The organism is Streptomyces sp. NPDC034670, assembly GCF_055574875.1.
In genome coordinates, this window is the sequence record NZ_JBVITR010000026.1 from 52,411 (window position 1) to 64,616 (window position 12,206).

Annotated in this window: 12 protein-coding genes; 2 read left to right on the forward strand and 10 right to left on the reverse strand. The window is 73.8% G+C overall.

Going from position 1 to position 12,206, the window contains the following annotated elements:
• Positions 1 to 146 precede the first annotated feature (146 nt).
• From ACZ56B_RS18730 to ACZ56B_RS18745, 4 genes are all read right to left on the reverse strand, one after another.
• Positions 147 to 977, reverse strand: coding sequence for an isoprenyl transferase (locus ACZ56B_RS18730; RefSeq protein ID WP_468791212.1), 831 nt, complete (start codon positions 975 to 977; stop codon positions 147 to 149).
• Between the two features lie 113 nt (positions 978 to 1,090).
• On the reverse strand, positions 1,091 to 1,837 hold the full coding sequence (recO, locus tag ACZ56B_RS18735) for a DNA repair protein RecO (RefSeq protein WP_468791214.1): 747 nt from the start codon (positions 1,835 to 1,837) through the stop codon (positions 1,091 to 1,093).
• A gap of 185 nt (positions 1,838 to 2,022) precedes the next feature.
• Positions 2,023 to 2,226, reverse strand: a complete 204-nt coding sequence (locus ACZ56B_RS18740) for a hypothetical protein (protein WP_468791216.1) — start codon at positions 2,224 to 2,226, stop codon at positions 2,023 to 2,025.
• Positions 2,223 to 2,822, reverse strand: coding sequence for an ArsR/SmtB family transcription factor (locus tag ACZ56B_RS18745; RefSeq protein ID WP_468791218.1), 600 nt, complete (start codon positions 2,820 to 2,822; stop codon positions 2,223 to 2,225). Before ACZ56B_RS18745 ends, ACZ56B_RS18740 begins: the two co-directional genes overlap by 4 nt.
• Before the next feature lie 256 nt (positions 2,823 to 3,078).
• On the opposite strand from ACZ56B_RS18745, the gene ACZ56B_RS18750 reads away from it, so the two are divergent.
• Positions 3,079 to 3,336: a hypothetical protein gene (locus ACZ56B_RS18750; protein ID WP_468791220.1), complete on the forward strand. Its 258-nt coding sequence runs from the start codon at positions 3,079 to 3,081 to the stop codon at positions 3,334 to 3,336.
• 98 nt (positions 3,337 to 3,434) lie between these two features.
• Positions 3,435 to 4,400: a helix-turn-helix domain-containing protein gene (locus tag ACZ56B_RS18755; RefSeq protein ID WP_468791222.1), complete on the forward strand. Its 966-nt coding sequence runs from the start codon at positions 3,435 to 3,437 to the stop codon at positions 4,398 to 4,400.
• A 489-nt stretch (positions 4,401 to 4,889) separates the two neighbouring features.
• Here the strand turns inward: ACZ56B_RS18755 and ACZ56B_RS18760 are convergent, their stop codons facing one another.
• From ACZ56B_RS18760 to ACZ56B_RS18785, 6 genes are all read right to left on the reverse strand, one after another.
• On the reverse strand, positions 4,890 to 6,086 hold the full coding sequence (locus ACZ56B_RS18760; RefSeq protein WP_468791224.1) for a hypothetical protein: 1,197 nt from the start codon (positions 6,084 to 6,086) through the stop codon (positions 4,890 to 4,892).
• A 104-nt stretch (positions 6,087 to 6,190) separates the two neighbouring features.
• Entirely contained in the window at positions 6,191 to 7,183 is a 993-nt protein-coding gene (locus ACZ56B_RS18765) for an SCO2521 family protein (RefSeq protein ID WP_468791226.1), read from the reverse strand.
• 1 nt (position 7,184) lies between these two features.
• Positions 7,185 to 8,150: an SCO2522 family protein gene (locus tag ACZ56B_RS18770; RefSeq protein ID WP_468791228.1), complete on the reverse strand. Its 966-nt coding sequence runs from the start codon at positions 8,148 to 8,150 to the stop codon at positions 7,185 to 7,187.
• Positions 8,147 to 9,064: an SCO2523 family variant P-loop protein gene (locus ACZ56B_RS18775; RefSeq protein ID WP_468791230.1), complete on the reverse strand. Its 918-nt coding sequence runs from the start codon at positions 9,062 to 9,064 to the stop codon at positions 8,147 to 8,149. Before ACZ56B_RS18775 ends, ACZ56B_RS18770 begins: the two co-directional genes overlap by 4 nt.
• A 3-nt stretch (positions 9,065 to 9,067) precedes the next feature.
• A complete protein-coding gene (locus tag ACZ56B_RS18780) occupies positions 9,068 to 10,912 on the reverse strand; it encodes an SCO2524 family protein (protein ID WP_468791232.1) in 1,845 nt (614 codons plus the stop codon).
• 55 nt (positions 10,913 to 10,967) lie between these two features.
• On the reverse strand, positions 10,968 to 11,723 hold the full coding sequence (locus ACZ56B_RS18785; protein ID WP_468791234.1) for an SCO2525 family SAM-dependent methyltransferase: 756 nt from the start codon (positions 11,721 to 11,723) through the stop codon (positions 10,968 to 10,970).
• Positions 11,724 to 12,206: the final 483 nt, after the last annotated feature.

Below are 12,206 nucleotides of genomic sequence, written 5' to 3' on the forward strand. Positions count from 1 at the left end.
ATCAAGAGGCGACTCTGTAACGTGGGCCAAGGCGTTGGACCTCCGAGGCCCCGGAGGGGGGGGCGGTCGCCCCCGCGCCAGCGAAACCCCCCGGGGGGGGGGGGGGGGGGGCCCCCCCCCCCCCCCCTCCCGCGTTCCGTCCGCTCCTACTGCTCGCCCTCCATGGCCAGCAGCTCCTCGTTCGGGATCGCGCCGCCGAACCGGCGGTCCCGGGAGGCGAACTCGAGGCAGGCCCGCCACAGGTCACGGCGGTCGAAGTCCGGCCACAGGACGTCCTGGAAGACCATCTCGGCGTACGCGCTCTGCCAGAGCAGGTAGTTGGACGTGCGCTGCTCACCGCTCGGCCGCAGGAACAGGTCCACGTCCGGCATGTCCGGGTAGTAGAGGTACCCGGCGAAGGTCTTCTCGTTCACCTTCGACGGGTCGAGCCGTCCGGCCCGCACGTCCTGCGCGAGCGCCTGCGCGGCGTCGGCGATCTCCGCGCGGCCGCCGTAGTTCATGCAGAAGTACAGCGTCAGCCGGTCGTTGTCCTTCGTCTGCTCCTGGGCGATCTGGAGCTCCTTGGCCACCGACTTCCACAGCTTGGGCATCCGCCCCACCCAGCGCACCCGCACCCCGAGCTCGTCCAGCTGGTCCCGGGACTTGCGGATGAAGTCCCGGTTGAAGTTCATCAGGAAGCGCACCTCGTCCGGCGAGCGCTTCCAGTTCTCGGTGGAGAAGGCGTACAGGGAGATGGCCCCCACGCCCATCTCGATCGCGCCCTGCAGCACGTCCAGCACCCGCTCGGCGCCGACCTTGTGCCCCTCGGTGCGCGGCAGCCCCCGCTCCTTGGCCCAGCGCCCGTTGCCGTCCATGACGATCGCCACGTGGTTCGGGACCAGCTCGCCGGGGAGCTTCGGGGGCCGCGCGCCGGAGGGGTGCGGTTCCGGCGTCCTGTACTCCCGGCGCTGACGCCCCAGGAACCCGCGTACGGCCATGTGTCTCTCGTCTCCTCGTGCCGACGTTCGGTGCTTGTCTCTTCGCGTTGCTTGTCTCTCGCGGTGCGTGCTCCTCACGGCCCCGCTCCTCGGGAGTCGCACGCTCCTCGTGCTCACTTCTCGACGTACCGGAGCGAGCGCAGCCCGCGCTCCAGGTGCCAGTGCAGGTAGGCGGACACCAGCCCGCTCCCCTCCCGGACGTACCGGGCCTCGCACGCGTCCGCGGTCCCCCAGTCTCCCGTGAGCAGCGCGCCGAGCAGCTCCAGGGCCTGCGGTGAGGGTACGACGCTGCCGGGCACCCGGCAGTCGACGCAGAGGGAACCGCCGGACGCGACCGAGAAGAACCGGTTCGGCCCGGGCATCCCGCACTTCGCGCAGTCGCCGAAGCTGGGCGCGTAGCCGTTGACGGCGAGGGAGCGCAGCAGGAACGCGTCGAGGACGAGGTGCGGCGCGTGCTCGCCCCGGGCGAGCGTCCGCAGGGCCCCGACCAGCAGCAGGTACTGCTGCACCGCCGGCTCCCCCTCGTGGTCGGTGAACCGCTCGGCGGTCTCCAGCATCGCCGTGCCGGCGGTGTAGCGGGCGTAGTCGGTGACGATCTCGCCGCCGTACGGCGCGATGGTCTCGCTCTGCGTGCACAGCGGCAGGCCGCGCCCGACCAGCTCGCTCCCCTTCGAGAAGAACTGCACGTCCACGTGCGAGAACGGTTCGAGGCGCGCACCGAACTTCGACTTCGTCCGGCGCACCCCCCTCGCCACGGCGCGTACGCGTCCGTGACCGCGCGTGAGCAGTGTGATGATCCGGTCCGCCTCCCCCAGCTTCTGGGTGCGCAGCACGATGCCGTCGTCGCGGAACAGACTCATGACACCCATTGTCACCCACGTCCGAAGCACCCCACCGCGACCACGGGCACGGGCGCACGCGGCCGCCGGCGCCGTCCCCGGCCCGGGGGCGGGCTCCGCGGTGACGAGGCCGTCGGCCGGATGTGCGGGGCAGGCGGGAGCCGACGGGACTCACCCGACCGGGACGTGCGCCGCCGCCGGAGACGTCAGGGGCAGGGAACCGCGGCCGTCGCCCGGGAGGTGGTGGCCAGCCGCAGGCCGACCTCCACGAGGACCCAGCCGAGGCGGCTGCGGAGGCCGCGAGGGCTCCGGGGGCCGCGCGCCGCCCGGCCGAGGCGGTGGACGCCGGCCTCCGCGCGCAGTTCGGCGGCGCGGGCGTGGTGCAGGGCGAGATGGGTCTCCGGGCTCACCGGCCGGCCTCCCGGTCCGCGGGGACGGGGATGACGTGACTGTGGAAGCGCACCTGCCTGGCGTCCGGAGCATCGTCCCCGGGGGCGAGCGGGCGGTAGCTCTCCGCGAGGGCGTGCACCTTCTCGATGAACTCGCGGGCGAGCTCGGGCGTGAGACTCAGCGTCCAGTCGCTCATGTCCGAGGCGCGACGCCACGTCTCGGGCCAGTCGTCGCGGGTGCCGAGCCAGGTCGCCAGCTCCTGGGTGTGCTGGTTCGCGACCTCGTGCAGGAACAGGTCGACGGCTCCGCGCACTTCGGGATCGCGGTCCCTGAGGAGGGTGTCGTCGAAGCTCACCCCTTCGTGGGCCGCCTTCCACCACCGCTCCCGCCCCTTGCCGTGTTCCGGCGCGTCCTCCACGAAGCCGTACGCGGCGAGCTGACGCAGGTGGTAGCTGGTGGCTCCGCTGGACTCACCGAGCTTCGCGGCCAGTTGGGACGCGGTGGCCGGCCCGCCGCGCCGCAGGGCGTTCAGCAGCCGCATGCGCAGGGGATGCGCGAGCCCGCGCAACGAGCGGGCGTCGAGATGGTGGACCTTCACGTCCCGGAGCTCATCCATGAGCACCAAGGTATCTGTGCAAAGGACCCGTTGCAAGGGTTTCTTTGCAAGGAGTCCTTTGCACTCACGCGGGACGCAGGACCGACACCCGCGGTCCTCGCGCCCCTCCCGCCGGCGGCGCCCGGACCGTTCGTCGGACCGGACGATGAACTGTCGATGACGCCGTTGGCGTGACGTTTCGCCGCGTCCGCAACCGGGGCGGGCGCGGCCGGTCTCCTGTCCTGCAGAACCGACACCCCCGGGCGAGGAGACCGACATGACCGCCACCGCTTTCGAGCACGGCCCGCACCACGCCTTCGCCGAGACCGACTACCTGCTGGCACCGCCGAACCCGGCCGACCGCCTCGGCGCCTCCATCGCCCCGCGCGACCGCCGGCGGCTGGAACTCCAGGCGGCCCTCACCGCGGCCGGCATCCCGCCCCGCCCCGAGGACCGCGAGGCCATCGACAGCCTCAGCGCGCTGTCCGGCAGCGTCAACACCACCGTCCAGCGCTGGCTGCACCACACCCTCTGACCGGGGCGGCGGCCCGCAGCGCCGGCCGGAGCGCGGGGGCCCGACGGTGACGCAAAAGAGGATTGCCCCCGCTCCGGCCCCCGCCGAGGATGTGCGGCATGGCGAACGTGGAGGTCCCGGATCCTCGTCGGGCGCGTGACTCGGCCGAGTTCACCGCCGCCCTGCGCGACCTCAAGGACCGGTCCGGACTGACGTACCGCCGGCTGGAGGAGCGCGCCGCCGAGCACGGCGACGTGCTGCCGCGCAGCACCCTCGCGGACGTCCTGCGGGGCAGGACGCTGCCCCGGCCGGAGCTGCTGGCCGCCTTCGTGCGGGCCTGCGGCGACGGCGACCGGACGGAGCAGTGGCTCGACACCAGGGAACGGCTCGCCCGGGAGGGGGACCGGGCCGGGACCGCGGGCGCGCGGGAGGACGAGGAGGCGGACGGTCCGCCGGCCCGGCCCCTCGGCCGGACACGCCGCGGGCGGCTCGTGCCGGGGGCGGTGGCCGTGCTGACGGCCGCCGCGCTGGCCGGTCTCGTGTGGGTCGTCACCGCCCCGGACGAGGAGGGCGACAGCGGCGGGAGCGGACGGAGCACGGCGGCGGCCGATCCGCCGGCGGGGCAGACCCGGGCCAAGCCCCTGCCCCAGGGACGGGTCCAGATCCGCCCCGTGTCGGCCGACGGCCTCTGCCTGACCGACGGACCGGCCGACCGGTACCGCTCGCTGGTCGCGGTGCAGCGGCCGTGCGACGAGGTCGCCCCGCAGGAGACCAGGCTCGTGCCCCTGGGCGGGGACGCGTTCAGGATCCAGTGGCACCACCCCGATCACGGATACGGCTGTCTGAAGGCCCTGACCGCGGGACCGGGCGCCGGGCTGCTGGAGCCGTGGGACGCCTGCGAGCAGACCAGCCGGTTCCGCTTCGAGCCGGCCGGGCCGGACGGAAGCCGGCGTTACGCGATCCGCGTCGAGGGCCGCGGCTGCGTGGGCATCGGGGACGCGGTCGCGGAGGCGGGGACCGAGGCGGTGGTGGAACCGTGCCGGCGCGAGGACCGCCAGGTCTTCGTCGTCCGCCCCGCGCCCTGAGACCCGCGGCCGGGACGGGCTTCGCCGGAGCCGCGGTCGGAGCCGGAGCCGGGGTCGGAGCCGGAACAACGGCCGAAGCCGTCGTCGCGGGGTACGGCGGCAGGGCCGCGCGTACCCGGAAACCGCCTCCCGCGCGTGCTCCGGCGTCGAGTGCGCCGCCCACGCTGCGCGCCCGCTCCCGCACGCCGGCCGGCCCGCACCCGGGGAGGCCGCCGCCGGACTTCCCGGCGAACGGTCCGACGAGCACCGGGCCGGCCACCGCCCAGGGCACGGCGCGCCGCCGCCGTGGGCGTGTCCTCGCGGCCCCCGGGAGACGGGTCTCCCTTCGGTCGGACGTCCGGACCGGTCTCCGGACTCCCGGCACCGGGGGGGACGGCTCGTCGGGCCCGGGGGCGAGGTGCGGGGTACCGCGCGGGACGGCGCGGGCGCGGGGGTGCTCCCGGGGGAGTACGGGGGCGAGCGAGGGGCGGGCGAGCCGTCCGGGCCCGCTCAGCCCCGGTCGACCATCCAGGTGCCGTCCTCCTCGTCGTCGACCCGCACCTCCAGTTCCCGCAGGGTCATGCCGGCCTCCCAGAGGTCCCGGAAGCGCTTCATCCGGTCCTGGACGTGGTCCGGCCGCGCGATGAGGCGGGTCCTGATGTTGACGTCGCGCAGGTCCTGGTCGATCTCGAAGGACACCGCCTCGTCGTAGACGATGAAGTCGTTGGTGGTGCCGCGCAGCAGGTGCGGCGGCAGCTCCGGCAGGACCGCCACGCGCACCTCGATGTGCAGCACCTCCTGCTCCTCGCACAGCCGCAGCAGCCGGTCGTCCAGTTCCCGCGCGCTCTCCAGCAGGAACAGCCGCCGCACCGGCACCCCGTGCTCGTCGATCGCCTCCTGCTGGGCGTGGAGGTAGCGGCTGGCCGGTTCGCTGTTCCAGAACTCCCGGTCGACGGAGGTGCTGGTGGCGCAGATGGACTCCTCCGCGGCGCGGGTGAGGGCGAGCAGCCAGTCGTGGTTCTCGCCGGGGCACTCCACGGTCAGGGTGGTGAGGTCCGTCATGTACCCGATCACCCGCTGCATCTCCAGGCGGACGAAGGTGGACAGGATCGGGGGTCCGGGGGCCAGCACCTCGGCGAAGTTGGTGGCCAGGTCGGGCACCGCCTCGAGGGGGATCCGGGCCGGCGCCGACGGGGGCCCGGCGGCACGCTCCGCCGCGACGGGGAGGTTCTCGGCGAGCTGTTTCACGTCCTCGGTGTACCGGACCAGGTCGCTGCGCAGGTCGTCGTGGCGCCGCAGCCCGTCCCGCACGGTGGCGACGGTCTCGGCCAGCAGGCTCTCCGCCCGCCCGGCCCGTTCCCGCGCCGTCCGGTCCGGGCCGAGGAGGTACTGGAGGGCCACCGCGGCGGCGGCGCAGAGTCCGGCGGCGGCGAGCTGCCGCGGCGGTCCGTCCTCCGGGCTCAGCAGCGCGGCGACGCCCCAGGCGAGGAGGCCGAGGACGAGGCCGACCAGCAGGCGGCGCGGCCAGGGGGCCGGGCCGGTGCTCCGGGCCGGGTCCCCGGCCTCGGGGGCGCTCGGCGGCCGGTCCGGGACGGAGGACGTGCGGGGCGGGCCGGGGGCGGTCCGGCCGCCCGCGCGGTCGGGCGCGTCCACCGTGCCGGGCGGGCCCGCCGTGTCGTCGGACTGGGGTGACTGTGCCGTGCTCATCTCGCTTCTCCCCCCGTTGGGATGCGCGTCGGATCGGGGTGCGGGGATGTGCGTGGGGTCGGGCCGGGTCCACCCGGGGCCGGTGGGCCGCGGGGAGGGTCGGGTCAGGGGACCGGTTCCACCTCCCGGTAGGAGGAGGGGATCGCGTGCAGGGTGAGCTGGTCGCGGATGCGCTGCACCAGCGTCTGCCACTGCCGGGTGAACCCGGGCCGCTCCTCCAGCGCGTCCCACAGCGGGGCCAGTTCCCCGGCCACCCGGGCCCGCGGCATCCACAGGTGCAGCAGGTGGTCGACGGCGGGCCGCAGGGCCCCGACGACGGCGGGGAGGCCGCCTGGGGCGGCCGGCCGCGGCACGGCTCCCAGGCGGATGCCGTCCAGGACCCGGACCACGGTGGTGAGCAGCCAGTCGTGCAGGGCGAGGTCGTCGCAGAGCCCGGCGACCTCGTCGGCGCGGGTGCCCTCGGGAACCCGCAGCCGTACGGTGCGCAGCTCGTCCTCGGCCAGGGTGAACCGCTCGATCGACGGGCCGTCGCCGGGATCCGCGGGCAGGGCCACCCAGCGGAGCCGGGTGGGGCGGGACTTCAGGGGCGGCCGCTGGTCGAGCAGGGGGTGGCGCAGCAGCCGGGTGAGCAGCCCGCCGGCGATCAGGCCGACGTCGAGTTCGCCGTGCCGCCCGCCGCCGAGCAGCCCCTGGGCGACCGCCTCGTGGGGCAGCTTCCCGAACGGCTCGACCACTCCGGGCCGCACCAGGTAGTGCCCCCAGGGGCGGCGGTGGTCGGGCCCGGCGGCGGGGACGCGGAAGTGCGCGGAGCTCTGCAGGACGCGTCCCTCGGTGAGCGAGGCCCGTGCGGCGACCGTGCCGACCGCGCGGATCCGGGAGCCGTTGGAGCTGGGCAGGGGGCAGTCGACGCCGGTGAGGGTGTCGGGCGAGCGGCCGTAGAGGTTGGGGCGCTCGGAGAGCAGGACCCGCTCGTCGGCGCGCAGTCCGAGGAGCTGGGCGGCGGCCCGGCTGTCGAGCGCCTGGCGGGCGGGCAGCAGGCAGGTGCGGACCTCCCCGCAGGCGAGCGCGGCACGCGGTGCGGTCTGCCCCGGCCCCATGTCACTCCCCCGCGTAGAAGACGTAGGAGACGCGGTCGGCGACCGAGTCCGGGACGGCCGCGGCCTCGCGGGCGGACCGTTCGGCGACCTGGCGCAGCGCTTCCGGGTCCACCTCGGTCTGGTCGAGGATCACGCGGACGGCGTGCTCGACGGGTAAGAACCGGTTGGGCAGCACCGAGCAGGTCCGGTAGGCGGCGAACGGGTCCGCCCGGGGGTTGAGCCGGATCAGCGGGGGCAGTTCGTTCCAGTCCTCGGGGAAGCCGGAGGCGGTGTGCGGCTGGGGCACCAGGACGGGTTCGCCCTGGTTGCGCAGCAGTCCGAGGCGGGCGAGCTGCCACACCGCGGCGAGGAAGGGGCAGGACCAGGTGCGCTGTCCGTCGGGGGTGTCGCTCCAGAGTTCGACGTCCAGGAAGACCGAGTGGCGGCGGGCCGCGGTCTCCTTGGGGGGCTGCCAGGCGGCGGCCTTCTTCATCGCCTGCGGGGCGCGCGCGACGGGACTGCGCTCGCCGTTGGCCAGCCAGCCGGTCTGGGCGGCCGGCGGGCGCAGGCCGTAGCTGCCGGGCGGCGGTTCCTCGACGATGCGGCCGGCCACCGCCTGGGCGACCGGCACCTTGTCGGCTTCCGCGCAGCCGGACTCGCGGGCCAGGTAGTCGACGCGGATCCCGGCCCGCTCGGCCTCCGCCAACAGCGGCGGGACGACCTCGGCGGGGCTGGAGAAGCGGGTGAAGTAGTCGTCGATCAGGAAGCAGGTGCTGATCCGGGGGCGCCTGCCGCCGGCCCGGACCGCCGCGGCGGCGCGCGCCGCCTCCGCCCAGGGGCGGACGTGCTCGAAGTGACGCCGCAGGTGCCCGGGGCCCGCCTCGAAGTCCTCCATGTAGAAGTGGCCCAGCTCCAGGGAGAGGTGGCCCAGGGGCACCGCCTGCGTCCGTGGTTCGGCGGTGGTCTCGCGGAACACCGCGTCCGTCATGGCCGCCCCCAGTGGGAATCGTCGGTCAGGCGCCGGGCGATCTCCTCCAGCGCCTCCAGGGTCTCCTTGTTGGCGATCTGGGTGGCGAGCACGTCCTCCTCGGTGATCAGCTGTTCGCGCCACTGGAGGATCGGCTCCAGCGGCACGACGCCGAGCACCACGCTGTCGCCGATGCGGTGTTCCGAGGCGAGCCGGCGCAGCGCCTCGTCGCAGGACTGCATCCAGGCGGCCTGGGCGGGCGAGCCCTGGGCCCACAGCGGCGACTCGGGGTCGGGCACGGCGGCCCGGACGAAGCGGATGTTGTCCTGCAGGGTCTCCTCGTCGTGGCCGCGCTCGACGCCGCCCTTGACGATGCCGTTCTCCCGGTGGACGAGTCCGGAGGCGGCGATCACGTGCTGCCGGGTCCAGCGGTGGAAGACGAGCCAGCGGAAGGGGACGTAGCGCATCCGGGGGTGGGCGGTCGCCGCCAGGACCATGTCCACGGCGTAGCTGCGGCCGGCGCTGAGGTCCACCATGATGAGGTCGAACTCGCCGTTGAGCCGCAGCAGCAGGTCGACGCAGCGTTCCAGGGCGTCCTCGTCGGTGGCGAACTCGCCGCCGCCGGCGTCGCCGGGGAAGAGGACCAGGCGCCCGGACTGGTTGGGCCGGGCGCGCAGCAGGGGGTGCTCGGTCTGCCGCCAGACGTCGATCCTGGCCGGCTCGGTGACGTCGCCCTCGAGGTAGGAGTGCAGGCCCTGCTCCTCGGTGCCGCGCATCGCGTCGGGCACGTCGAAGACGGCGGCGGCGGTCGGCGAGCCGAAGTCGAAGTCGACGTACGCCACGTGGTCGCCGGTGAGGGCCCGCTGGTAGGCCAGGTTGGCGCTGGTCACCGAGCGGCCCGTGCCTCCCTTGTCGGAGGCGGCGAAGACGAGCACGGCTCACACCTCCTGGGTGGCGGCGCCCCGGGCCTGGGCCAGGGTGTCGAGTTCCTGGAGCACGGGCAGGGCCAGTGCGAACGCGGTGGCGGGGCGTTCGTCGATCAGGCTCCGGGCGTGGTCCAGGCGGCTTTCTATGCTCCGCATGGCCCGCCCCCGGCTGCCGTCGGCGGGGACGGATGCCTCCATCTGCTCCTTGCCGAACAGGTGGGTGGCCTCGCTGAGCAGGTCCCGGGCCAGCTGGGCGAGTTCGGGGCTGCGGATGGGCTGCTGCTCGTACAGGTTGCGGGCGGCGACCAGGCACTCGGTGACGCGTTCGGTGATGCTCCAGGACAGGCGTCGGTTGACGCCGCGCGCGTCCGGGTAGACGGCTCGCGCGTTGTCCCACAGGCCCTCGCCCTCGCCCTCCTCGATCCGCCGGTTCCACAGGTGCTCGAACGTCTGCTCGGCGAGGCGCAGCAGGCGGTCCTGTGCGTCGATGTTCCGGGAGAGCGCCGCGAGCTGCACGCTCCGCTTGAGCAACTGGGCCGAGAAGTCGGTCATCCGCCACTGCAGGAGCGTGCCGGAGCGCTCGGAGCCGGCGAGCGGCATGAGGACGCCCGGGTCGTGCAGGCCGACGGCGGGGTCGTCGCGCTTCATCCGGCTGCTGATCCGGCCGCGGTCGGCGAGGCGTTCCATGACGGCGACGGTGCGGGTGAGGTCGTCGTCGGTGGCCTTCCGGCGGACCAGGTCGTGGACGAGGATGGCCGCGACGGTCAGGGAGAAGTACTCCGACTCCAGCCGCAGCCCCGTGGTCTGCCAGGGGAGGTCCTCCAGGGGCCAGCGCTCGCTGCCGAAGCGGGCGATGGCCGACCAGTACTGCTGGCTGAGTTCCCAGCGCAGGCGTAACGCCTCGGCGAGTTTCTGCTGGTCGGCGTCGAGCAGTCCCAGGGTGAGGGTGCGGTCGGAGAACAGGTCCTGGATGCCGTCCAGGGCGACCACGGTGAAGTACACGTAGGGCAGCCGGTCGGCGATGCCGTCGGGCTGGCCGGGGACCTGGACGTCGAGGTCGGTGATCTTCGGCGCGTCCTTCACCACGCCCCAGGCCCAGCCGCACTCGAAGAGCTGGCTCTCGTCCCGGATGCCCTCGTCGACCTGGATGCCGCGGCTGAGGCTCTCGATGATGGTGGCGCGCAGCGGGCGGAACCGGCGGGAGAACTGCTGGAGCACCGCCCGGTCGGACTGCCGGTTCTGCCCGATGACCTGGATCAGCCGCCGGCCCTGTTCGGACTCGGCGTCGAAGACGTTGACGGTGAAGGAGCGCAGCAGGCTGATCATCGCGGCGGTCAGCCGGATGTGGGTGGCCTCCCGCAGCTCGCCGAGCGCCCTGCGCACCTCGGGGCGGGTGGTGCTGCTCTCGTAGACCTTGAGGAACCCGAGGGTGGCCAGGCAGAGCGTGACGGACATGGAGTAGGAGTCGACCACCCCCAGCTTGCCCTGCTCGTAGGTGAGTTCCTCGTGGGGGTCGGCCGGTTTGAAGTACGGTCCGCCGGCGAAGGTGGGGCTGTCGTCCGGTCCCGTGTAGGTGCGCATGAACTGGGTCAGCGCGGTGATGAGGTTGAGGGGGATCTCCAGCCGGCTGCCGACCCGTTCCAGCGCGCGCAGGACGTCCCGCTCGGTGGTGTCCGGCTGGTCGAGGCGGAACGCGGGGACCTCGGTGGCGGGGTACAGCAGGCAGAGCAGCCGTTCGGCGTCCGCGACGCTGCTCAGCCCGTCGGTGTCCCCCCAGACGAGTTTCCCGCCGTCGAACATCTGGCGGGCCGCGGCCCGCCAGACGTCCAGCAGGTGCTGGCGTGGCTTGATCTGCATCCCCGTACCCCTCGTACAGATCCGGTTGCCCTGTGTTCAGACATGGTCCCCGTTCCTACGGGGCGGCAACCTCCGAGTTCCGCCTCCCCAGCGCGAGGATCATCCCCTCGTGTCCCGGCCGCACCATGTGGTGCAGATCGTGGATCTCCAGCTCGTCGGCGAACCTCTCCAGGCCGTCCCGGACCTGGTCCCCGTCCACCCGGTAGGCCGGGTAGCGGTGGTCGCCGACCTGGTACCCGAGGGACTCCTTCATGAACGCGGCGGCGAACGGGGCCCCGTCGTTCAGCACGTCCATGAAGCACCGCACGCCCCGCCGGAACTCGTCGGGGCACTCGGACATGGAGTCGGCGACGAAGAACATCGTCCCGACGTCCCAGCGGCGCTGTCCGTCGAGGTCGAGCAGGTCGGCCCGCTCCACGCGGACGATCTCGCCGAACCGGTCCCTGGGTTCGACGCCGCGGTAGGCGGGGGCCTCGCGCAGGACCTCCCAGAAGGGGTCCCAGTCCGCGTCGTAGCCCTCGGGGCCGGTCACCTGCCGCTCCAGGTACGCGACGTTCGGCAGCGCGTACTCCAGCAGCAGGATCTTCTCGCACCAGGGGAGCATGGACAGGGCGGGGTAGAGGTTCGCGCCGGCCCCGACGTCGACGCCGCGCACCGCGGCCGGGACGCCCCCGGCGAAGCAGCGGCCGAAGTGGTCGCGCAGCAGCCGCACGATCAGCAGGTCGACCTCGAGCGGCGTCCGGTAGTTGAGGTCGACGTACACCTCCGGATCGAACTTCGACCACGGTGCGTCGGCGTTGCGATCCATCATCACCCTGCCGTGTTCCCTCGCGTGTCGGACAAGACCGTGTGCCCCGGCCGCGCGTCCTCGTGGACGTCGGCAGGTGAAGCGGCATCTCCGGTTCTCGCACGGTAGGCCGGTGGAGCACGCGGAGACAGCCGGGAACAGGCCACTCCCCGGGGAACGGGCGCACGGCAGGCGCACGCCGGCACATCCCGTCACGCCCCAACTCACCCTTGCGTGGGATGAGTTGGGCGCTCACCCTAGCAGCCGGAAGCAGTCGCCGGACGCCACCGGGACGCTCATCCCTCCGGGTGAACGGGCCGATGTCCGCCGCGTTGACGTCCGCACGTCCGCACGTCCGACTGGGGGGTGGCATGACCGCCGAACCGCTGGAGCACGCCCTGGACCGCCGCGAGCACCTCACGGGAGCGGGGGGGGGGGCGGGGGGGGGGGGGGGGGTTCCCCCCAGGAAGCGGGGCGCGGACCCCCCCCCCCCCTGCGGGGCCTATA